Below are 21,839 nucleotides of genomic sequence, written 5' to 3'. Positions count from 1 at the left end.
TTCCTTCCCTCACACTCCTGTGGATGCCTTTTATGCTTGTAACTCCTCCTAGTTGTAAAAAACCTACACCTCTCAGCTCTCCCCATCTCCCCTACTCTCCCACTCCCCCTATCGGGCAATACTGAAGGCAGAATTGGTGGGAGTATTTGTCTCACTGTTGTAATATCTATGCCCGCAGGTAGTATCCCCTGCACCAAGTAGAAAGTTACCGTAAGAAATTAGCTCAAAGGAGGTTAGAAAATGCTGCAAGAAAAAAGCACCGAAACAGCGCGCGTTAATGCTCGAAAAACCGATATTTTCGATGTTTTTAACTTCAAACACTATATCGGGCCCAACCCTTATTTAGACACCGCGGCTTTAGTTTTTGATTTAGCGGTAGCGGGCGCGAGCGAACCTTTGCCGATCGCACATTACCAGAAAATTATTGGCGATCGCTACCCGCAACTGCTGCACGAAACTTTCTCGAACCATGCCCAACTGTTCGGTCGTACCGCCTCAGAAGTAGCCAAACTCGACATGGGTTTACACTTCCAACACTGGAACATCAAGCCATTTTCTCACTTTAACAGAATCAGCATAGAAGCACTTCACGCCCGCACCGCCAGAGCCGTAGTTTACGCAGTTTGGGATTGGTTTGAAGCAATTAATCAAAATCAAGACTTTCCCTTGGAATCACAAATTGGCGCGCTGCAAAATATATTCCGGCAGTCAGTTTACGGAGGCCCGACAGTTTATTCATTAATGCGATCGGCATCCCAAAAAGGCATTCCCGCATTTTATTTGTGGGATGAAGGACTAATGCAATATGGGTACGGTAAAAAACTGGTTCGTGGCTCTGCAACTACTTTTGATTCTGACAGCCATTTAGACTCAGATTTTACCACGCGCAAAGACGATTGTAAAGCTTTTCTCGCTACATTAGGATTTCCTGTTCCCAAAGGCGATATCGTCTCCACAGAAAACGGAGCTCTGGCAGTTGCTAGAGAAATTGGCTACCCAGTTGCTATCAAACCAGTAGTCGGTCATAAAGGAATTGGCGTAACAGCAGATGTCCGAGATGGTGAGGAATTGCAGGCGGCTTTTAAAAGAGCAGTTAAGGCAATTCCCGAAACAGACCCGGTGCGAGTAATTGTGGAAAACAGCATCAAAGGCTCGGATTTTAGGCTGCTATGCGTGGACGGCAAATTTGTTTCTGCAACTGAACGCCGGCCCGCTTGGGTAACAGGTGATGGCGACTCAACAATTCGCGAATTGATTCGCCGTGAAAACCGCAAACCAGAACGTTTGGATACGCCTACTTCGGCGATGAGCAAAATTCAGTCCGACGAAGCGATGGAAATGTATCTGGAAGAACAAGGGCTGTCATTGGATAGTGTGCTAAGTCGCGATCGCACTGTGTCTCTACGCAAAGTCGCTAATCTTTCCGCAGGTGGCGTCAGCATCGACGCTACCCGCAATATTCACCCGGATAACATTGTTTTGGCTCAAGATATCGCCCTACATTTTCGGTTAACTTGTTTGGGCATTGATGTGGTAACAGAAACTCTCGCCAAATCTTGGAAAACAGGCAATTTTGGGATTATCGAGATCAATGCCGCGCCGGGAATTTTTATGCACCTCAACCCCGCTGTCGGCGAAGGAGTTGATGTCCCTTCGCATATTATCGAAACTTTCTTTGAATCGGGAAAATCAGCCAGAATCCCGATTATTACTTTCAACAGAATTTCGGTACATGACCTACAAGAAACCATCGACCATATTCTGTTGCAGCATCCCGATTGGACAATTGGTGCTGTTTGTCGCGGTGGACTTTTTGTTAACCGTTCTGAAAAAGTTTTGAATAAGAATTACCATCTGAACTTGCAAAGTTTGCTGCGGAATCCCAAGCTCGATTTGTTAATTGCTGAATATCCCGAAGATATTTTGGAAGCTGAGGGAATGTTTTATCGGGGCAGCAATATGGTGGTGCTAGACAATCCGGGGAAAACTGAGATGATGTTGATCAGAGAAAGCACTGATGACGATACTGTTGTGGTGAGGGAAGGAAGTAGTATTTCTATTCGCCGCCAGGGGTTGATCGAACAGTATACTCTGGGGGATGATGAACCGTTTACACGGGTTTATTTGAAGGAAATAGGGACGGTTTTGTAAGCTGTTCCAAATTTAAGTTGGCTTTGTAGGGTGGGTATTAATTACCCGCCCCACCAGATCAAGGTTTTTTCTCGTTCCCAGGTTCTTCCGGGGCAGGAAGTTGGGAACGCCGAGATAGGAACCGAGTTCGTTACACTTAGTTACAATTGGTTTCAATTCCTGAGTCGTGGATGCACTATTCGTAAAAAACCCGGTTTATTCCCAACTTTCTCGTTACCACACCAATATTTTCGTAGAAATTGGGTTTCTCAGGGTAAGTCCTATTCCTGCGATCATAAGTTTTTAGACAATCTGGTTTCTGCGCTGTCGATCGTGCTATCAAGGACTTTTACAAGTCTTTAAAAAATAGCACTTCGGTGGCATAAGGTCTGGAAATATGAATTTTGCGATCAATTGGTTTAATTCGCTGACCGAAAGTTTACAGTCGCACCGTCGTTACATTCCAGCAGCGCTGACTCTTTGCACCGGTACGAGTTTGTCATTGGCAGCCGCAGCCGTCGTGTGGCATTGGGAAAACGAACGAATGCAAGCTGAATTTCATCAGCAAGCCGATCGCCTGAATGTGGCATTGCAGCAAAGCATCAATAAAAATTTAGAAGTTCTGTACTCACTGGAAGGATTCTATAGGGCATCTACTGAAGTTACCAGACAAGATTTTAAGCAATTCGCTCAACCTGCACTTGCCCGAAATACTGCTATACATTCTGTTAACTGGATTCGGCGCGTGCCGGCTGCCCAAAAAGCAGCTTACGAACGGACAATTCGAGCCGAAGATTTTCCGGCATTTCAAATTTACGAACGAACTCCTGACAAAAAGCAGGTCAAACCAAAAGCGCGATCGGAATACTTTCCCATTATTTACAGAGAAGCATTAGAAGAAGATAACAAAGCGATCGGTTTTGATGTTGCCTCCAGCCCCGAACGCAAAGCAGCTTTAGATAAGTCGGCGAATACCGGGAAAATAGCGGCTTCTGGGCGGATAAAATTAGTTAGCAACAATCAACCGGGATTGCAAGTATTTCTACCAGTACCGCGCCGCACAAATTCTCCAGATAACTCGGTCAACGGCCGCCAAAACCTGATAGGAGTTATTGCGGGTCTGTTTCAGATCACCAGTATGGTCGATTCCTCTTTAGAATCGCTAAATTTAGACAACATTAATTTTTACCTCTATGACAACTCTGCTATAGAGAAAGAACGCTTTCTGGTGCGCTACGACTCACAAGCTAAGCAGTTGATAGATAACCCAAAACACGAAAAGCCAGAGTTAGCTAATTTGCGGGGAAAAATCTGTCAATATCCGAGTGCTTGCACTCGCCTATTTAACGTAGCAGACCGCGAGTGGAGGCTGCTAGTTTTGCCGGGAAAGGGGTACAACAGTCTGAGGACGCATCAGGGTTCGCTGGCAATTGGGGCGATCGGGCTATTGATGACTGGCAGCTTAACGATTTACCTGTTGATGTCTCTAGAACGTACTGCAAAAGTAGAACAGCAAGTGTACGATCGTACAATTCAACTAAAACAGCGCACCGCTGAACTAGAAACGGCACTAAAAAATTTGCAGGAAGCTCAATTTCAACTAATCCAAACAGAAAAAATGTCCAGCTTGGGGCAGTTGGTGGCTGGAGTTGCCCACGAAATTAATAATCCTGTCAACTTCATCTCTGGCAACCTGATCCATACAGGCGCATATACTAGAGACTTGCTGGAACTTGTGGAAATCTACCAGCAGCAATATCCGAACCCCACGCCCGAAGTGCAAGCGAAACTAAAAGAGATTGATTTGGAGTTTATCAGTGAAGACTTGCCTAAAATCCTACAATCTATGAATTTGGGAGCTGAACGGATCAGCCAGATCGTGCTTTCTCTGCGGAATTTTTCGCGATTGGATGAAGCTGAAATGAAGTCGGTTGACATTCACCAAGGCATTGACAGCACCTTGATGATTTTGGATAGTCGGCTGAAACCAAAAGCTGATTTTTCTGGCATTAAACTCATCAAAGAATACGGAAATTTGCCCTTAGTGGAGTGCTGGGCGGGACAATTGAATCAGGTATTTATGAATGTTTTGAGCAATGCTATTGATGTTTTATATGATGCAGAAAATAAAATCCGGCTCGAAAACAACGCCTCGAATTCTGCATTTTCACCTACTCTGCGGATTCGCACTGAACTTTTAACTTCTAATTGTGTATGCGTGCGAATCGCTGACAATGGAACGGGCATGACGGAGAATGTCAAAAAACGTTTGTTTGATCCGTTTTTTACTACTAAGCCTGTAGGCAAAGGTACTGGCTTGGGATTGTCTATCTGTTATCAAATAGTGGACAAACATCAAGGTTCGCTCAGGTGCGTATCGGCTCCGGGAGAGGGAACTGAATTCTTGATTGAGGTGCCGGTGAGGCAACAGTCTAAGCAATCTGTTTCTAAGGTTTCACCTGCGGTAAGTGCCAATCGATTTTAGATTTTAGATTTTAGATTTTAGATTGACCCCACGGATAAATTCGGGGGGCAAGTTTCATCGGATACAGGCTTTTTTTTATTCATCAATTAATAGGGTGGGCTTGTATCCTGGATGCTTTCGGTCAATTGGAATTAGCGGAAGAAATCTCGCTTATAGCTGAGTCTTACTGGGAGCATTTCAGATAAATTCCGGTTGCACTCATATATGAATGTTGACTGTTGACTTTTGACTGTTGACTGTTGTAGAAGGAGGGGTGGAAAAACTCAATGGTTGAGTGTTAACTGTTGACTCGATTATATTATTCCGATGCAACCGGAAACGATATCTCTTTGGCAGCCAAGCTAGAAATTGGAGTTTGGAGGCAGGAGGCAGGAGCCAGGAGTAAAAAGTAAGAAGGAAGGAGCCATAAGAAGTGTTTTTACAAATATGAGATGCTCCCTAATTCCTGTTTAGAAAAGGTGCACTATCCGCACTCTACTTTGGAAAGGTGCGATGTCGCACTCTACTTTCAACGGTTAACAGTCAACAGTCAACAGTAAACAGTTAACAGTCAACTATTATAGTTATTAGCAAGCGCGTGCTAATTTCAGTGGAATATTGCCGAAAACAAATATTTGGGGTTTTACCCGTCGTGACAATTTATAATTGTAGCAAGGCCAGATTAGCAATTACTAACTACGATGTCTTTACAATCTATTAGCATACCGCCCACAACGGATCGCAAACCTGTCGCTTTGATGGTCGCTTTACATGGATGGGGTGCTAATGCTCGGGATTTGACTTCCTTAGCACCCTTTTTCAATTTGCCGGATTATCAGTTTGTGTTTCCCTATGCCCCCTTTCCCCATCCCCAGGTAATGAGTGGCAAAGCGTGGTATAACCTTCAAACCAAAGACGCTCAGGGATTGGTAGAAAGCCGGCAATTGCTGAGGGAATTTTTGCTGTCTTTGGAAAGCACCACGGGTGTGCCTTTGTCTCGCACGATTTTAGGTGGATTTTCTCAAGGCGGAGCGATGACTCTAGATGTGGGATTGACTTTGCCCCTAGCTGGTTTAATTTGTCTGAGCGGTTATTTACACAAGATTTCACCAGTTGCGGGGAGTGTTTTGCCACCTGTTTTAATCGTACACGGTACTCAAGATACTATTGTGCCTGTTAGTGCTGCTGTGCGATCGCGCGAGAGTTTGACGGCTTGGGGAGCTGCGGTGCAGTATCGAGAATTTAACATGGGACACGAGATTCTGCCGGAAGTTATAGAGATAATGCGAAGTTTTGTTGTAGAAACTGTGTCGAAATCTGATTAAAGGTTTAGTATATAGTATGGCGGAAGTCTCGGGCAGGGGAAAAAAATGAAAACTTTAACCAAAGCATCGCGCGATATTGCTGTACTTACTTCTCAGGACGTGGCAGAATTGGCTGTCCGTTTGGAAGTTGACGATTATACAGATCCTTTTGAGGGATTGAATGATTGGCATTTGTTGCGATCGCTTGCTTTTCAGCGGCCGGAGCTGGTTGAACCTTATCTCCACCTTCTGGATATGGAAGCCTACGACGAAGCATAGACTGAAAAATCTAGCTCCCAATTTTCGACGGAATTGAGGAAGAAGTTAGCAGCATATTTTGTTGCGGATTAAACAGATGAATTAGGGATTTTAGCCTGTTTTTATCTTAATTTCTTTCTTGATTCTTTTTTATTGCTGAAGGAAGAAGGAAGAAGGAAGAGGGAAGAAGGAAGAAGGAAGAGGGAAGAAGGAAGAGGGAAGAAGGAAGAAGGAAGAGGGAAGAAGGAAGAAGGAAGAAGGAAGAAGGAAGAAAGAATGAGGAGATGCGATCGGGCAATTCTCCGCAATGGTTTCAGGAATTCATCAAGTTCTCATAACCTCGAAGGTTGCTGTATTACCAAAAATCATGAAAGGTAGACGAATTTTAATCGGCGTTAGTGGCGGGATTGCGGCTTACAAAGTTTGCGAAGTAGTTTCAACTTTAGCGAAAGCTGGAGCGGAAGTTAAAGCTATTCTTACTGATGCGGCCGGGGAGTTTGTAACGCCTTTGACTTTTGCTACTCTGTGCCGCCATCCTGCTTTTACTGACAAAGATTTTTGGCAAGCAAATCACGGGCGCCCCCTGCATATTCAACTGGGAGAATGGGCGGAAGTTTTTGTAATTGCTCCCCTGACAGCTAATACTTTGGCTAAGTTGGCGGGGGGTTTTGCTGATAATTTGTTGACTAATACTGTCTTAGCTTCTAATTGCCCAATTTTGCTGGCACCGGCGATGAATACGGATATGTGGGAACAGCCGACGGTGCAGCGGAATTGGCGGGAAGTTTTGACTTATCGGCGCTATCATGCTGCGAATCCGGGGGGGGGAATGCTGGCGTGCGATCGCGCGGGTGTGGGCCGCATGGCAGAACCTGGTGAGATTTTGCCTCATATTGAATCGCTGTTGTATGCGAAGGGCGATCGAGATTTAGCGGGCATTAGGGTGTTGATAAGTGCGGGAGGAACGCGGGAACACCTCGATCCGGTGAGGTTTATCGGCAATCCTTCCAGCGGCAAAATGGGTGTAGCTTTGGCGCAAGCTGCACAGCACCGCGGCGCGACTGTGACGCTGGTACACAGTATAACTGGCGAATTGCCGCTCTCAGGTGTGCGGGCGATCGCAGTTGCGAGTGCAGAAGAAATGCGGCAGGCGATGCTGCAATGCTTTCACGATGCGGATTTGACGGTGATGGCGGCGGCGGTAGCGGATGTGAAGCCGGCTGAGTACAGTAGTGAGAAATTGCCGAAGCGATCGCTCCCGAATTGTTTGCCTTTGGCACCGGTAGCGGATATTGTGGCAGAGTTGGGAAAATTAAAACAGTCGCACCAAAAATTAATCGGCTTTGCAGCACAAACTGGGGATATTGTCAAGCCTGCTTTGGAGAAATTGCGGGCGAAGAAACTGGATGTAATTGCCGCAAACCCGATCGATCGAATAGGTGCAGGTTTCGGCAGCAATACTAATCAAGCAATATTAATTAATGCCGCCGGGAAGCAAGTAGAAATATCCTCTTGCAGCAAGCTAGAAATGGCTCACCGGTTGTTTGATTTTGTGATGAAAGGGTGAGGGCGGGATTTACTCATTAACTGGGATTAATTACTACTGGTTCGGGCGATAATTCTGATTCCCCAAAATCCGTTGATTTCGAGTCAGCCGACAACTCAGTATCTGCGAGAGTAATTTCTAGTTTAAATCCTAATGCTTCGAGCAATTCTACCAAACTATAGATTTCCGAACCTTTACTTTCAGCAAGCATCTTGTCGAGTTTTTCGTGATGCTGTTTTGCTGACTCCGAAAGAGCATTCATCCTCTTTCGAGCGTCAATCACCTTTCGGATGGCATTTCTCAAAAGGGCGGGTTCAGGATCTTTTTCTTCCAAAATAGCGCCGATAAAACCAGCAGCTTCTTCCGGCTCGTGGAGAGATTCACTTAGGTACTCCCGGTGGCTATCACTTGTCGGTGCTTTCACGTTTTTCATAATCTGTCCAGTATTCTATAGCTTGTCGAATGTTCTGTTATTGGGTGCTTTTATCCCCAGCTATGAGGATTACCACCATTATCAAGGATTTGATTCTAACTCTAACATTCCGATCGCGGAGGGCATCAAGCCACTCGATGAATGGTGCCGTACCCTCTACTGTTGTGTAACGTCGAATTTCCCTGGGTTGTACTTCCATGATTTTATCGTACTTGATTAACAATTTGTATAATAGGGCGATCGACAGTGCATTAAGTGGGCAAATAAATCATCCTTAAGACAGAGGTATTCGATAGACAAAATAGTAAACCTTGTTTGAGGAAACAAAAGTTTAAATCAAACAGGGGATTGTGAATGAATTTTAAATCGATCGCAAAAACCAATCTACTATTCGGCAGCCTGATAATTAGCCTCGGATTGCAATCACTTCCAGCAGCAGCGCAATCAGTCACCGACGCGCAAGTTTCCGCCCTCGTAGAAGCGCTGCGACAAGCCGCCCCGCCACAAGCTGCAAATGACGGAATGTACAGTCAGTGGCAAGTTTTACCGAACAATATTTCCCGCTGGGCAAAATTCTGTACCAAACAAGATTTAACACCCCAACAATTTGAGGCCGACGCGACAAAAGCTAAATCAATTGTTACCTGTATCGTGGGCGATTTGCTGCGCGACGAATACAAAGCTAGCAGCAACAATGAATTAACCGCTGTACGCCGCGCGGCTTGCTGGTGGATGACAGGGGAAGCCGCAGCTTGTAAAAGTGGGGCAACTGCTACTTATGCCGATAAAGTTGTCAGCGTTTACCAGAAGCAGCAACCTAAGAAGTAAAGTTTGTGCTGGCGGAATTTAGATTTTTTTGACCGCAGATGGACGCAGATGGTTGTGTGCGGATGGACAGATAATAGCGATTTGATCTCAAATTCAATTATCCTATAAGCGCCAAAGATTCTTGAGAACATTAATCAGCTCTTTCTGCCGTCGAGCCATTACTTCTGGCGTCCATTCCTGTTCCCGCAGCACTTGGGTAGTAAGTGCAAAGGGTGAAACACCTGTTTTAGTAGTGAAATACATCTGTTTTTTCACATCAAAATCATAATTTTTTGCCTGAGTGTTTTTCGCACCAGATAGCAAAACTAAGTTGCCAAGACGATGTACATATTGATCGCGCTCTTCCTGACTAGGAAACCACTTCATCCACTCACTATTAGCCCCTGGATTTTGGGGAAGTACGTGCTCGACAGTAATTTTGGAGAAGTTGTAAGATGCTTCACCTTCTGACAGAGCAGCATCTAAGCGCAGCAAAACATAAAGACGAATTTTTTGGATTAGGTAAAGGTCACTATCGAGGACTCTAAGGATATTGTTTGACTCTTCAGGAGTAAACTGGAGCGGTGAATTGGCATTGAATAAATCTTCCTCTTGTTCAATAGCAGTAAGCAATCTGCTGTAACGTTCAATCCGTTTATTAATATTGGCGCGGACAATCATTAAACCTGCCGCAAGGCGGTCTAAATCTGTAAAAAAACGCACCAAATTATCGGGGTTATTACGGTTACGCGATAGGTAGAAAATGGCAGGCGGTATCCAGTCAACATTCTCAATTTTGTTTAACCATTTAAATAGTTGATTAATTTCCTCGGCACGCCGCTCGCTTTCATAGGTTGAGTTGTGAATTTCCGAAAAAGCCTTAGCATAAGGAGCTAAAATTTCATCAATGAATTGCTGAGACCCTGCCGCAGGATTGATGTTTTCCTGAAACTCTTTAAGGATACTCTTGCTAAGTTTTTTCTTTTCCTTAATCATCCGAATATGAGAAAACAAGTCTTTGAATAACTCGCGTCCCAGCTCCTCCTCGGTATCTTCCCACTTTTTAGTATATTTTTCTTGTTGGCTTTCGGGTATTTTTCCGATAATGTCCGCTTTCAAGATATCAGTTATGGAGAGATCCAATCCCCTGTTGTTCAACACAGAAAATATCCGATACGCAGAGTCAAAGTCAGGCGTAGAAACCACTACTAAGAAGCACTGGGTAATGATGAACTGGGCAAGACGTATACGGTGGGATTCGGCGATAGTCTGCAAACGTTGCAAGAATAAATGTGCATTTTCTTTAATAAGCTTCTGACTATCCATCAGCTCAGCAATGTTCAATTTTTGGAGCTTGTTAATACCACCTTCATTTTGAATATATGTCTTGAAAAAATCTGCATCTCGCTCGCGCAAAGTCAGACGGTAACGATTATCTATACCCGCGATTAAGCTGCCTCTTTGGTATAGATAAGTGGTCAAGTCATTGGCGTGTTGTGTTGGCAATGATGCTCGGAGAGCAGCTAGTAGTATGGTCAGAGTTGTTAGACGTTGCTGACCATCTACAATTTCAGCCTCTGGCGGCCCAGATTTGATCAAAACAATGCTGCCTAGAAAGTACGGGTTGAGTTGATCAATCGTGTCGTTACCATCTCCCAATGATGTTAGCAGGTCTTCCAGCAGTTCTCCAGCTTGCTCATTTGTCCAAGCATAGGGACGCTGGTAGAGGGGAATGGTAAACATAAAGTCATCACTAAAGATTTTTCTAATGGGGTGTTCCTCACCCTTGATGCTGACACGGTTCATGCTTGGTTCCTGTGTTAGGTGTGGTTGTTAATTGCTTCTCGAAAGTCACTTTTCTCTGTTACAAGAATACCATGCTCAAGCTGGGAAGAGCTAACTCTCAACTTAGCCTGTGCAGACGGGTTTCATTCGTCCCGCCGCAGGTTTGACTCTGCGACTGAATTACCTATTTTCCGCCTGACTTCTTATCAACTTTTGCACGCTGGCTAAAGCCCGATTTAATTCATAACTTTTTCTTTCTGAATTCTGCAAAAAAGCCTGCTGTTCTTCCTCAATCATTAACACATCCTGCCGCACCAAACCATCTAATAACTTTTGAGCAGCACCGAAACAAATATCTTTGATAAACCTGCGAAACCAAATCGGCAATTTGTGCAGCCGCCAAAACGCATTTAATGAGGTAAAATGAATTAAATAAGCACGAGTTGCTGTCTCACTCACCGGACAAACCAAGCAGTAAATCTTAAAATCGCTTCCCAAAGTTGAAACCCAGTGCGGGTAAACATAACTCACAGCCAGCGGTTCCGGGTGCAGTCGGCGCAAAGATTTAAAAAACAACTGAGAAATTGACCAAATTTTATCTATTTTGTAATAACTTTGTGCCTGATAGCGAGCAGTTACTTGATGCTCGTTTTCTTCTAAAGTATCTAACACCGGATTTGCCCAAGCTTGCCAATCATCGTGCAAGTGTCCGTGGTACATATCCATCAAGTTTTCAATTAAAAATGAATAGTGTGCCTGACAGTCGATGACTGAAACTGTGGCAATATAATTGAGATGTTCCCACTCGGGCAAATCCAATAAATTAGTTTTTTCTGCTTGCATTTCGTCGCCGGGAAACAGCCAGATAAAACCGTTTTGTTCCTTGACTGGATAGGAGCGAATTTTGCAGTTAGGTAGCTTTTGATTTTCTGCTAAATAATCGACTTCTGCACATTCTCCCCTTGCATTTAACCGCCATCCGTGGTAAGCACATTCGATTAAATCGCCTTTAACTTTGCCGTGGCTGAGTTTAACTTGTCGGTGCGGACATCTATCTTCTAAAGCGTTGATTTTGCCTGCACTGTCGCGGAAAAGTACGATCGCCCGATTCCAGATTTTCGCAGCTAGCGGCCCAGTTTCCACCTCGGTGCTGCGGGCGATCGCATACCAGCGATCGAGATTAATGCCCAACTGGCGGATGTGAGTTTTTTCTCCCCTTGCAGCTACGGATTTTATCGCGTTGTTTTGCATTACAAATGTTCCCAAATTACGCCCATAAAACAACCCAATTTTACAAAATAACAGCCCGGAAAGCAACGACCGTAAATTTTTCTAAATCTCCGTTCTGACAAGTACCTGTCGCTAGCTAAATGTTTCAACCAACTTGGCGACAGTCTAAATCTTAATAATCTTAAAGCATTGCGAAATCCGTAGGTGGAACAGTCGGGTCTAAAATCTCTCGCCGCACCTAATATGTAGCCTATTGTCGCAGGTGTTTCGACTTCCGATATATTATCTAAAAAAACGATTTTTCCGTGCGGATTTAACAATTTTTTAATTGCAGCGAGGGAGGCAGGGAGGTTGGGCAGGTGGTGAAAAGTAGTAGCACTAACTATTAAATCAAATTTGCGATCGAGCGCTAATTGACTGGCATCCATTTGGATGTATTCGATATTGGGGGCTGAGCGCTTTTGACGGGCTATATCTAGCATTTTTGCTGACAAATCGACGGCGACTACACGATCGTAATACTGGGCTAATTCAAAAGCAAGAATTCCCGAACCGCAGCCAATATCTAATGCTGCACCTTTGCTGGCCGATAGGTTGTTAGTAAAGAAAGCGTTCTGATTTTGCAAGGTGGCAGCGAAATCGTATTCTGTTGCAAAAGCATCAAACATTACAGATTTATTGCGAATTTTGCAGTTATTATTCAGCATCTATTATTGCTTTATACTCATTCAATAATATTTTAACCGCATATCCACCCTGCTTAACGCAGATATTTTTTTTGTTCGCAAGCTCTGCCTTTTCCCCTCAGCGAAACCACACCCACAAACCGTAACTCATCTTAGAAAAAGAATGCAACTTTAGGAAACCTCTAAACCCTTATATAATCAGTCATTCCCATTTTTTCAAATCTAAAATCTAAAATCTACAATCTAAAATCTAAAATGGTATGACTGGGGGCGGGTTTGACCGACAATACCTGCCGATAATTGACGATTTATAAAGCCCGCCCCGCTAGAAACCTTAGATTTTTAACACGCCTTCGGGATTCACCGTCAAGAGCGATCGCCTCTGCAAACCCTCCTGATATAAAATAGCATTAGCTGCCAACAAACCGCTGCTAACCGCCCTTTCCATTAAACCGCATGGAAACGGCATTTTCACCCAATCTCCCGCAAACAAAAGGTTGGGAACAGCGCAGCAAGTTTCGGGTCTTTCCGCATAACTACCGGGCGGATATCCAGAAAAATTCTTTTGATTTACCAATTCCCGGTGCAGCATATTTGCCTCTTTTAATTCCGGTACAATTTCGTACAATTCTTGCTCAAAAGTAGCCAGTAAAACTTCCTGGTTCGGAAATTCCTTCTCCTTGTAACAATAAGCGTGCAGTTCTACTACACTACCGCCAGTTTTCTGATTCCACTCGATGAACTGATCCTGAATTTTGTGGTAAAGCGTAATGCTGTCCGTCAGTTTGTAGCCGGAAAGCGAACTGAAATTGCTGTGTTCCCAGGGAAATTCGCGATCGAACCAAAAACGCCCCACCGCAAACGGATCGGCTATTTTCAAGCTCTCGATCCGACTCTGCACCTGCGGATTCACCTCACCGCTAGCCAAACTAAACAAATGCTGCATCCCCGGAACATCGGCAGCCAAAACATAATAATCAGCCTTCAATGTTTCTCCCAAATTTTGCGGCTGCGATTGGTTGACTTTTGCTGCTAACTGTACCTCATCTGCTTTTTCAGCGACTACCTTAAATCGAGGCAAATCCCGCTGAGCAGGCCCGCTGACAACTCGCCCTTCGGCATCAAAAACTGCCCCGTGACAAGGACAGTGAAATTGACCGTCGTTCTGTTTCTGAACTGTGCAGCCTTGGTGAGTGCAGCTCAAAGAAATTGCCTCTTTACCCGACGGTGCGGCGGCAAATACGCTGTCCCCAGCGCCGAAATATTCGGTAGAGTTGCTGTCAGTTAACAGCGCGTTTCGCTTCACCCAAAAAGGTATTTTACTTTGCACGTCTCCCGACTGATAACTCAGAGAATCAATCTTGCCGTTTTCCCAGCGAATTTCACTGACTGCGACATCTGTCAATACTTTGCCACCTTTGCTTTCAATCGCTCTGGCAATAGGCTGCACCAAACTCGTACCCATATCTTGCCGCGTGCCGTTGAAGGCTAAACCCTCTGGATTTCCGAAAAAGTAAAAGTGGAAAAATTGCATTAATTCTCCCGCGCTCAATTCGTCGGGAGCGTTGAGGCTGGACTTGGCAAAAGGCAGAAAATACAAGTCATAAAGCCCGCGCGGGAATTCACCTTTTACCCAGTCTGCCACTGATATATTGTCGAGGCGAGCAAAACTTTTTTGAGTTTGAAAACCGCCTATTTCTCGAAATACTTCCCAGTGAGCGGGTTTGGTCAGATTGATTCCCCACTTGAGCCGATTGGGAGAAGATATCCCCAAGTCAACTATATTCCAGGGAAAAGCTGAATGGTTGGGACGGAAAACTTCTGGCTTGTATTTGCCGTCTCGAAACACAACGGCGTAGGATTCTAAAGATACAAAATTCTCGGTAATTTCTAGTTCTTCAACCACACTTTTGAGGTTGTAGTATTGCGGAAAAAAACCGTGGAAACCGTGTTCCATCATAAAAGTTTCGTTCCCGACTTGAATCGGCCAACTAGCAATTTTGCCGCCGAGTTGGGGCGATTTGTCGAGCAATGTTACGGCGAAACCCCGCTGGGAGAGCTCGTAAGCACAGGCGAGCCCGGCCAAGCCTGCGCCTACAACTGCAACGGTTTTGCGCTGATTCAGCATTCGCGGCAAGTCAAGAGAATCTTGCACAAAAACGGTGGGCTCTGGCTTGGAAAATCGAGAGTAGCCCAGCAGCCCGCCGGCGGCACCGACTCCGAGGAATTTCAGGGCGGTTCTTCGAGAAACTGGTTGGGATAGCGGTGAATTGGTTGATTGACTCATCAGCGGTACGCGGTAACGGGCTTTAAACACAAATACGCCATAAGGCATATATCATAGACCGAAAGCAGGATATGTGAAGAAATACTAAGATACATCCCCCAATCGGATCGCGATCCTCTTCGAGGGCTTCGCTAACGCACTTAGCACGGTGCGATCGCACACAATGTATAGTGGAAGCAAGAAGGCTTCAGTTATCTAGGAGAGAAGCAAGAATCAACAAGGAAAAAGCGATCGACCGCATAGCGTAAAATTCTCTAAATAATTAAGTGTTTTTATTTATGTTGCTCAACTCTTGGCAACCGCCGCCAATGATGCTAAAAAAATAGGAGATTTTCAGGCAAAATCTTAGGCAAAAGGCAGTCTCGACAAATTGTACGAAATAACCGCGTAGATATCCGAGGCAAAACAATTAACCAGTCGAGGTTTAAGTAAGTTGGTGCGAAAAACCTAACTATTTTAAAAACAAGTAAATACAGAGAATATATTTGCTAATATTACTCAATATATTGTCGCTCGATTCATGATATTCCTCATTCAACAACAAAACCCAACCAGATTCAAATTGAGAAGTGCGGATGTGCCGCAAAAAGTCAAAGACGCCCGTAGAGGTAATGCCGGTTAAACTCACATTTTGCACCCTTCTTAAGAACGGGCAAGATGCCCGTTCCACAAAAGATGATTTTTTTGTGGAACAGGCAAGATGCCTGTTCATAAAATGATTATTGAGAATGGTGTAACATCTCAGTTAAATGCACCTGGCTGCTAGGTAAAAAACAGGACTTACTACGTGAAGAAACCGGCTTTTTGCGTAAGTCCTGTTTATGCAAAACTTCTGAAGAATTTACAAACTTTTACATAAATCGCGCATTTCTTGGTGCGGGGAGTCGGTTGGTGCTGGTATCCACACCCTACGGTAGATATTTGGGGTTGGTCTTGAATGCTAGACTTGTGCCGCGATCGCCAGCACAGTCAATCGATTGCGCGATTTTAGATTTTAGATTTTAGATTTTAGATTTTAGAATTGAAGCATTCACCCCACGGATAAATTCGGGGGCTCCTTGATCGGATACAGGTTTTTTATTTCACCGGTCCTGAGTCTGCTTTCGGAATGAATCCGGGGGCTTGTATCCTGGATGCTTTCGGTCAAAATTCACCCACATCCAAACTTTTGCCAACTGCTGCCGCCAACGGCGCATTAACCGCCCCACAATCATGCACTACCAATCCCAGCAGCAACGCCAAAAACACACGACTCAGAAAAAAATTAAAAAAGCTATTTTTTACTGCTTGATAGCAATATTTTTCTGCTGGAGCACCACGAACCTGGCTACAATTGCCCAAAACACAGGCCAGGGCGGGCTTAACGGGCAAGAAATGAGAAATTTGCTCGATCGGGGAAACCTCACCGAAGCCGTAACCAGAATCGAAGAAAGCTGGGAAGAAGACTATCAAACATACTTTGAACAAGACTTTGAAACCCGTGCGAAAACGGCCGAAGCAATATCAAAAACTCTCTCCAGGCTAGCAGTTCAAACCAAGAAAAAACCCGCTTTAATTTATGCTATCCCACGCACCGACCAACTAGAATTAATCTTAATATTGCCCGATCGCCCGCCCATTCTCCGCAGCGTCCCGGAAGCCAAACAAGAGAAACTGCTCTCAGTAGTCCAAAAATTAGGTAGCGAAATTACCAACCCCGTAAAAATCAACACCACCACCTATCTAGAACCCGCCCAACAACTTTACAAATGGATAGTTGCACCCCTAGAAACAGATTTGCAAACAGCAAAAATTGACACCTTGCTGTTCTGCGTCGGCGCAGGTTTGCGAACCGTACCCCTAGCAGCAATGCACGACGGAAACCAATTTCTGATCCAAAAATACAGCATCGCCCGCATCCCCGCCTTCAAACTCACAGACAGCAATTACACCGACCTCAGAAACGCGCAAGTCCTAGCAATGGGAGCATCAGATTTCGCAGAAACGGCGAACAAAGAACCGCTGCCAGCAGTTCCATTAGAACTAGGCGCGATCGCCCGACAGTGGCCCGGTCAATCCTTTCTCAACGAAGATTTCACCATAGTAAACTTGCAATCCCAGCGACTGCAACAAAAATACGGAATCATCCACCTCGCCACCCACGCAGAATTCCGCCCAGGAACCCCAAATAACTCCTACATTCAATTTTGGGACACCCAACTGGGTCTCGATCAAATGAGAGATTTAAAATGGAACAATCCGCCCCTGGAACTATTAGTATTAAGCGCCTGCAGAACCGCCTTGGGAGACAAAGAAGCAGAACTCGGATTTGCCGGTTTAGCGCTGCAATCAGGAGCAAAATCAGCCCTCGCCAGCCTGTGGTACGTCAGCGATGCGGGGACTCTCGCCCTGATGACAGAGTTTTACCAGCAGTTAAGAATCCGCAGGCCAAACGACCCTCCAATAATTAAAGCTGAAGCAATGCGGCAAGCACAAATTGCTGCGATCGAAGGCAAAGTGACGATCGAAGGCGGTCAACTGCGAAGTGCGCGAGGCGACATTCCCTTGCCCCCGTCCATCCCCAAACTCGACAGCAAAGATTTATCCCATCCCTATTATTGGGCAGCTTTCAGCATAATCGGCAGTCCTTGGTAAGTGGGCCTCTTGACCGAGAGTGATGATAGGCTATACAACATAAAGTAATTTAATATCTGTAGCTGTCGCTCAACAAACCACCACCAACCTGTGACGAATCAAGCGGGAGCCTTCAAGGGGAAAGAAAGATGAAAAAATTAGAATTTTTGCTACAGAAAGAAGGCGATCGCGCCTGGTTGCCCCTAGAAACCTCCGACGTGGAAATTCTAGAAGGTAAATACCGCGTGGTTGCTCGCATTCAGCACCCCAACACCGACATCGAAATTCGCGTTACCCATACCTCCTTCGACCAAGGGGCGCAGCGGAAAGTCCAAAGCCGATCGGCCCGCACCAACCCCGAAGGATTAGTCGTGATCATTCCCTACACCAGGCTGAAACCCGGACTGTGGGAACTCTCCTGCTTGCCAGATCCCAAAGCAACACCACTAAAACCTTGGCAGTACGGCGTTCAGTTAGAAGTATTGCCCGCAGAATCGGAAACCTCCGAACCCCTACCGCCGATCGACCAAATCGAACCCGCTGCTTCCACCGTAGCCCCACAAATCGCTTCCCCGGTCGATCGCGCAGCCCCACAAATCGCTTCCCCGGTCGATCGGCCCGCATTAACCCAAATCCCTGCAGCCGATTCAGCACCGCAGCAGGCCAAAATCTACCAATTCCCCACTCCCCAAACCCCCGAACCCAAACCGGGCGTCAAACTCGAACTCGTCCTCGATCGAGAAACCTTCGTCACCCAACTCGGTCGCCCCTTAATCATTTCCGGCAAAATCGACATTCCCCAACACCCCCAACAAAGCAGAAAAACAGCAACTCTCATCCCCGAATCCGAAGCGCTAGAACTCAAACAACTCATCGGTTCAGCACAACTGCAAATTTACCTGCGTGACCCCCAAACCTCAAAAATTCTCGCAGAAATCCAGCAGCCGATGCCAGAACAAGTTCCCCCCTGCATCTTTGCCTGCGTCACCTACATCCCAACCGAGTGCAAAAGCCGCCTCATTTTAGGAGAAGCAATTCTCAGCAGCAGCGGCGGCGTCACCCTAGCTACCAAACTATTCACAATTACAGCTCGTTTAGAGCACCTTCTACAGGAAATTAAAGACAATTTCATCGAAGAAAAGCATCAAGCCGAACCCTCCCCAACAGCCTCAAAACCGTCTGGAAGCGCCAAAAATATATCCTTCCTCAAGCTAGTAGAAAAATCCTTAGACCCTCCCTCCCCCGCCGAAGTCCCAACCACTGAAGCCCTACCTCCTCTACTGGCTTCGCGTCAAACCCCAAGTGCAGGCGGTTTAGAATTGCCCGCATTCGGTAACAAACTGCCCGACAGCAGCCGATCGCAATTGCTCTCAGAAATCTCCAATTCGCCTCGAACTGCCCCAGAGTCGATCGACCCACAAACCAAACCCTCAGACATCCAAAATCCCGCTCAAACAGCCGAAATCGGAGCGATCGACCAAAAACCAGAAAACAGCCAAGAATTAGAAACAACCGCCCCAGAAACCCCGCCAGCACCCACAAAACAGGCATTTCAAACCTTAAACGTCGAAAGTCGATTTTGGTCGCGACTGAGTTCCCTAGCCAGCAACGGCGAATCCCCCGACTGGCTGAAAGCAACCACCCTGTCACCCACTCCAAAAGTCGCCGCAAATAGCAGTGACGAAATTGCCGTTGTGGAAGAAAGCAGCCCAACCCAGCAGCAGCCCGAAACCAGCGAAACAAATTCCGACCCCAAATCTACTAGCCCAGAAGCCAGAGAATTTGTGGTTTTTGACGAACCCCCGCAACCGAAAAAAGTTGCTCAAAAAACCGCAACTGTCGCAGGCGAAGTAACTCCCCCAACTCCCTACGTTTTGCCAGAAGACGAGTTAGTACCGATGCCAATTTTGGAATTGCCACGCGCCGAAATCATCGCGGGCCAGGCTGTAAAAGTGCAAGTGCAACTCCCGGAATTAATGCCCCGGATTTATGTGAAAGTTTGGGTGTACGATCGGCAAACCTACCTGATTCTCGACGGGCCGCGCTGGATTACCGAATTTAAAGCTAACGGGTTGGGAAATGTTCGAGCAAGTATCGAGTTAGAGATTCCCTACGGCTGCATGGAAGTCGAATTTGAGGCGATCGCCGTCGAAATGCAAACTCAGCGGGAAAGCCACAAAATAAGCGTTCACCGCCAAGTTTTACCTCCAGCCGGGCCAACTTTACCCCTCGAAGGGTAAGCCGAAATCCGCGTGCATCCCCGTTCATCCGCTGACATCTGCGGTTAAAAAATCCTACTTACTTGCCCGCCAACTGCCGAAACTTCTTCTTAAACTTATTCTTATACACGTAGATCGATCGCTGTAAATCCTCAACTTGCAGCGACATCTCGGCAGCCAAACCCGTGCGGTTCCAAACATCCTCCTCACACTTGCGGCGACAAAAATTCATCGGTTCCGAGTAAACTTTCCCAGTAGATAAAGTCGGCTTCGGCCCGCACCAGTGAATCACCGTCGCCTGAGTACGATCGCCCCCAGGCCCGCTTGACTCAACCGGAAACTGCTTTCTCAGCAAATCCTGGTCAAAATCCGGCACCAACAACTGCATATCCACATTCTGCACCCGCAGTCGATTTTCTTGTGCCGCCCGGAAAATCATAAAGTTCAAAAACCCCATTTCTCCGTACTTAAATATCTTCGGATTGGCCGCCGTAAAATCTAAAATTTCCACGTATTCTTCCAAGCTAAAAACGCCGCGCTTCGCAAAGAAAGTACCCGTGCAAAAATAGTTTGATCGCGATTCCGACCAACGAAAATTCGGGAAATGCTTCTCAACGCCAGGAATGTCAAAGAAAAATTCCGAAACCTCCGCATCCGGGTAATCGTAACAAGGCTTGTCTACAATAAAATCAAACTCTTGAAAGTTAGCCAATTTGAGAACATCGCCCCAGACGATCGTATCGGCATCCAAAACCATAAAATTTGACCAAGGACTTTCCCAGAAAGCAATCATTTTAGTTTTGCCCCAACCAAAACTTCTTTTCCTGAGAACTTCTTCAGAAACAGTTGTGCGATTGATAACCCGCACCCCATAGGCTTTTTCCAAAGCACTCACAGAAAACGTACCGTCAATCAACAGACAAATCGGCACATCTCCCAGGAAATAGCGGATGCTAGCACAGCAACCCTTAGCAAACAGATAATCTTGGTCGCAGCAGGCAATAATAATACCAAAGTCTTCCATAAACCCTCACTGTTTTACTAATACCAGTTAGCCAAAATAATGCAAGTGTAGGCCCGTGTTTCCAACTTGTATGTCATCAGTTATTCCAAATTTTTTCATCGAAAATCGACAATCGAAAATGGTATAACTTGCTCATCCCCAGCGTTGGGGTTCTTTGTTGTGACCGCAGCTCTATTTTCGACTTCTGCATTTTCGCCAGCTTAGCACTAAACTCCTGCGATCGTCCGTAGGCAAAAACATCGTTAAAACCGCTAGGAATCTTGGGCATAGTTGGTCTTCTGTCAAGCAAGTGAGCTTTCCCCGCGCCAACAGCGGGTCAATGGATTTTAGATTTTAGATTTTAGATTGACCCCACGGATAAATTCGGGGGCTCCTTTATCGGATACAGGTTTTTTATTTCTCTACGGATGAATCCGGGGGCTTGTATCCTGGATGCTTGATTGTCAAGCACTACCAGTTCAGTCGTACTCAAACAACAAAAAAGTTGTGTTAAAATAGCCGGAAATTAAACCCGCCGACGGCCAGTCTCAAAAATCGCGATCGTCCTGGCAAGTCCCGACGGCAGCGGGCATCAAAAAACCCAAATTGGTCAAGCCTGAACTTTGGTTTGGATCGGGTCAATCTACCAGCCTTTAGGTCTCAGTTCCCCAGTCATGGCGGGAAAATAGCCCCTGCCGGGTCGCGAGGTTTAAAGTTAGGTTAAAAAGCTTGACATTATAGGATATAAAGCTGTATAAGGGATGCGACAAGCAGCCACAATCCTACCTATAACTGTCTGTTAAGTCTGGCGTAACCGAGGACTCTGGGCAGTTGTCAGTTAGAGGGAGATTGTGGTCGAACCCGTAGAACCAGTTGTCGATCGCCCGTAGAGCAACTCAAGCAAGTCGGGCGATCGAGAGATGAAATTAGCAGGTGATGGTATAATCAACCGTAAGGTAATGTGGGCTTGACCTGAATTGATGCCTGGGCGGTACAAGGGCCCAGCCCGCTACGTTCCAGCAGAAGTAGACACGCCTACTGTGAATCAACGGTGAATCAACAGTTATGGATAGG

General features: G+C 45.8%; 19 protein-coding genes. 9 read left to right on the top strand and 10 right to left on the bottom strand.

What is annotated here, in order from left to right; translation table 11 throughout:
• Positions 1-240 precede the first annotated feature (240 nt).
• The 6 genes from QUA83_RS21720 to coaBC all read left to right on the top strand — a co-directional run bounded on the left by QUA83_RS21720 (position 241) and on the right by coaBC (position 7,723).
• Positions 241-2,151 (top strand): ATP-binding protein, encoded by a 1,911-nt coding sequence (locus tag QUA83_RS21720; protein ID WP_333295741.1) that lies wholly within the window; start codon positions 241-243, stop codon positions 2,149-2,151.
• Between the two features lie 376 nt (positions 2,152-2,527).
• The gene (locus QUA83_RS21715) at positions 2,528-4,615 is read left to right on the top strand and encodes a CHASE domain-containing protein (RefSeq protein ID WP_333295739.1); all 2,088 of its coding nucleotides are present in this window, start codon (positions 2,528-2,530) and stop codon (positions 4,613-4,615) included.
• 680 nt (positions 4,616-5,295) lie between these two features.
• On the top strand, positions 5,296-5,919 hold the full coding sequence (locus QUA83_RS21710; protein ID WP_333295738.1) for an alpha/beta hydrolase: 624 nt from the start codon (positions 5,296-5,298) through the stop codon (positions 5,917-5,919).
• 45 nt (positions 5,920-5,964) lie between these two features.
• Positions 5,965-6,177 (top strand): protein IsiD, encoded by a 213-nt coding sequence (isiD, locus tag QUA83_RS21705; protein ID WP_006632739.1) that lies wholly within the window; start codon positions 5,965-5,967, stop codon positions 6,175-6,177.
• A gap of 132 nt (positions 6,178-6,309) precedes the next feature.
• Positions 6,310-6,534, top strand: coding sequence for a hypothetical protein (locus tag QUA83_RS21700; RefSeq protein ID WP_333295737.1), 225 nt, complete (start codon positions 6,310-6,312; stop codon positions 6,532-6,534).
• Complete coding sequence (gene coaBC, locus QUA83_RS21695) at positions 6,524-7,723, top strand: bifunctional phosphopantothenoylcysteine decarboxylase/phosphopantothenate--cysteine ligase CoaBC (RefSeq protein ID WP_333295735.1); 1,200 nt, start codon at positions 6,524-6,526, stop codon at positions 7,721-7,723. Before QUA83_RS21700 ends, coaBC begins: the two co-directional genes overlap by 11 nt.
• A gap of 16 nt (positions 7,724-7,739) precedes the next feature.
• On the opposite strand, the gene QUA83_RS21690 is transcribed toward coaBC, so the two are convergent.
• Positions 7,740-8,135: a transcriptional regulator gene (locus QUA83_RS21690; protein ID WP_333295734.1), complete on the bottom strand. Its 396-nt coding sequence runs from the start codon at positions 8,133-8,135 to the stop codon at positions 7,740-7,742.
• Positions 8,136-8,172: 37 nt separating this feature from the next.
• Entirely contained in the window at positions 8,173-8,334 is a 162-nt protein-coding gene (locus QUA83_RS21685; RefSeq protein ID WP_333295733.1) for a hypothetical protein, read from the bottom strand.
• Between the two features lie 155 nt (positions 8,335-8,489).
• Here QUA83_RS21685 and QUA83_RS21680 point away from each other — a divergent pair, with 155 nt between their 5' ends.
• Positions 8,490-8,963, top strand: coding sequence for a hypothetical protein (locus QUA83_RS21680; protein ID WP_333295731.1), 474 nt, complete (start codon positions 8,490-8,492; stop codon positions 8,961-8,963).
• A gap of 102 nt (positions 8,964-9,065) precedes the next feature.
• Here the strand turns inward: QUA83_RS21680 and QUA83_RS21675 are convergent, their stop codons facing one another.
• The 5 genes from QUA83_RS21675 to QUA83_RS21655 form a co-directional block, all read right to left on the bottom strand.
• A complete protein-coding gene (locus QUA83_RS21675; protein WP_333295730.1) occupies positions 9,066-10,748 on the bottom strand; it encodes a DUF262 domain-containing HNH endonuclease family protein in 1,683 nt (560 codons plus the stop codon).
• Positions 10,749-10,907: 159 nt separating this feature from the next.
• Positions 10,908-11,978 carry an aromatic ring-hydroxylating dioxygenase subunit alpha gene (locus QUA83_RS21670; protein WP_333295729.1) on the bottom strand — a complete coding sequence of 357 codons (1,071 nt, stop codon included), beginning with the start codon at positions 11,976-11,978 and terminating at the stop codon, positions 10,908-10,910.
• Positions 11,978-12,664: a methyltransferase domain-containing protein gene (locus QUA83_RS21665; RefSeq protein WP_333295728.1), complete on the bottom strand. Its 687-nt coding sequence runs from the start codon at positions 12,662-12,664 to the stop codon at positions 11,978-11,980. Before QUA83_RS21665 ends, QUA83_RS21670 begins: the two co-directional genes overlap by 1 nt.
• A gap of 313 nt (positions 12,665-12,977) precedes the next feature.
• Entirely contained in the window at positions 12,978-14,930 is a 1,953-nt protein-coding gene (locus QUA83_RS21660) for an FAD-dependent oxidoreductase (RefSeq protein ID WP_333295743.1), read from the bottom strand.
• A gap of 451 nt (positions 14,931-15,381) precedes the next feature.
• On the bottom strand, positions 15,382-15,642 hold the full coding sequence (locus QUA83_RS21655; protein WP_333295727.1) for a hypothetical protein: 261 nt from the start codon (positions 15,640-15,642) through the stop codon (positions 15,382-15,384).
• A gap of 500 nt (positions 15,643-16,142) precedes the next feature.
• Between QUA83_RS21655 and QUA83_RS21650 the strand changes: the two genes are divergently transcribed.
• Positions 16,143-17,564 (top strand): CHAT domain-containing protein, encoded by a 1,422-nt coding sequence (locus QUA83_RS21650; RefSeq protein ID WP_333295725.1) that lies wholly within the window; start codon positions 16,143-16,145, stop codon positions 17,562-17,564.
• A 128-nt stretch (positions 17,565-17,692) separates the two neighbouring features.
• The gene (locus tag QUA83_RS21645) at positions 17,693-19,783 is read left to right on the top strand and encodes a hypothetical protein (protein WP_333295723.1); all 2,091 of its coding nucleotides are present in this window, start codon (positions 17,693-17,695) and stop codon (positions 19,781-19,783) included.
• Between the two features lie 58 nt (positions 19,784-19,841).
• On the opposite strand, the gene QUA83_RS21640 is transcribed toward QUA83_RS21645, so the two are convergent.
• The 3 genes from QUA83_RS21640 to QUA83_RS21630 form a co-directional block, all read right to left on the bottom strand.
• On the bottom strand, positions 19,842-20,786 hold the full coding sequence (locus QUA83_RS21640; RefSeq protein ID WP_333295721.1) for a hypothetical protein: 945 nt from the start codon (positions 20,784-20,786) through the stop codon (positions 19,842-19,844).
• A 76-nt stretch (positions 20,787-20,862) separates the two neighbouring features.
• Positions 20,863-21,054 carry a hypothetical protein gene (locus tag QUA83_RS21635; protein ID WP_333295720.1) on the bottom strand — a complete coding sequence of 64 codons (192 nt, stop codon included), beginning with the start codon at positions 21,052-21,054 and terminating at the stop codon, positions 20,863-20,865.
• 549 nt (positions 21,055-21,603) lie between these two features.
• Complete coding sequence (locus QUA83_RS21630) at positions 21,604-21,762, bottom strand: hypothetical protein (protein WP_333295719.1); 159 nt, start codon at positions 21,760-21,762, stop codon at positions 21,604-21,606.
• Positions 21,763-21,839: the final 77 nt, after the last annotated feature.

Source organism: Microcoleus sp. K1-B1 (assembly GCF_036704705.1).
Classification (GTDB): Bacteria; Cyanobacteriota; Cyanobacteriia; order Cyanobacteriales; family Microcoleaceae; genus Microcoleus.
The sequence above is the reverse complement of the archived record's forward strand: the minus strand, read 5'-3'. Positions and strand labels throughout refer to the sequence as shown.

Bases quoted from the DNA above. Each gene is read 5' to 3' on its own strand.
- coaBC (WP_333295735.1), top strand. From the start codon at position 6,524: ATGAAAGGTAGACGAATTTTAATCGGCGTTAGTGGCGGGATTGCGGCT.
- QUA83_RS21665 (WP_333295728.1), bottom strand. From the start codon at position 12,664: ATGCTGAATAATAACTGCAAAATTCGCAATAAATCTGTAATGTTTGAT.
- QUA83_RS21640 (WP_333295721.1), bottom strand. From the start codon at position 20,786: ATGGAAGACTTTGGTATTATTATTGCCTGCTGCGACCAAGATTATCTG.
- QUA83_RS21715 (WP_333295739.1), top strand. From the start codon at position 2,528: ATGAATTTTGCGATCAATTGGTTTAATTCGCTGACCGAAAGTTTACAG.
- QUA83_RS21645 (WP_333295723.1), top strand. From the start codon at position 17,693: ATGAAAAAATTAGAATTTTTGCTACAGAAAGAAGGCGATCGCGCCTGG.
- QUA83_RS21675 (WP_333295730.1), bottom strand. From the start codon at position 10,748: ATGAACCGTGTCAGCATCAAGGGTGAGGAACACCCCATTAGAAAAATC.
- QUA83_RS21710 (WP_333295738.1), top strand. From the start codon at position 5,296: ATGTCTTTACAATCTATTAGCATACCGCCCACAACGGATCGCAAACCT.
- QUA83_RS21635 (WP_333295720.1), bottom strand. From the start codon at position 21,054: ATGCCCAAGATTCCTAGCGGTTTTAACGATGTTTTTGCCTACGGACGA.
- QUA83_RS21680 (WP_333295731.1), top strand. From the start codon at position 8,490: ATGAATTTTAAATCGATCGCAAAAACCAATCTACTATTCGGCAGCCTG.
- isiD (WP_006632739.1), top strand. From the start codon at position 5,965: ATGAAAACTTTAACCAAAGCATCGCGCGATATTGCTGTACTTACTTCT.
- QUA83_RS21690 (WP_333295734.1), bottom strand. From the start codon at position 8,135: ATGAAAAACGTGAAAGCACCGACAAGTGATAGCCACCGGGAGTACCTA.
- QUA83_RS21670 (WP_333295729.1), bottom strand. From the start codon at position 11,978: ATGCAAAACAACGCGATAAAATCCGTAGCTGCAAGGGGAGAAAAAACT.
- QUA83_RS21685 (WP_333295733.1), bottom strand. From the start codon at position 8,334: ATGGAAGTACAACCCAGGGAAATTCGACGTTACACAACAGTAGAGGGT.
- QUA83_RS21655 (WP_333295727.1), bottom strand. From the start codon at position 15,642: ATGAACAGGCATCTTGCCTGTTCCACAAAAAAATCATCTTTTGTGGAA.
- QUA83_RS21660 (WP_333295743.1), bottom strand. From the start codon at position 14,930: ATGAGTCAATCAACCAATTCACCGCTATCCCAACCAGTTTCTCGAAGA.
- QUA83_RS21650 (WP_333295725.1), top strand. From the start codon at position 16,143: ATGCACTACCAATCCCAGCAGCAACGCCAAAAACACACGACTCAGAAA.
- QUA83_RS21720 (WP_333295741.1), top strand. From the start codon at position 241: ATGCTGCAAGAAAAAAGCACCGAAACAGCGCGCGTTAATGCTCGAAAA.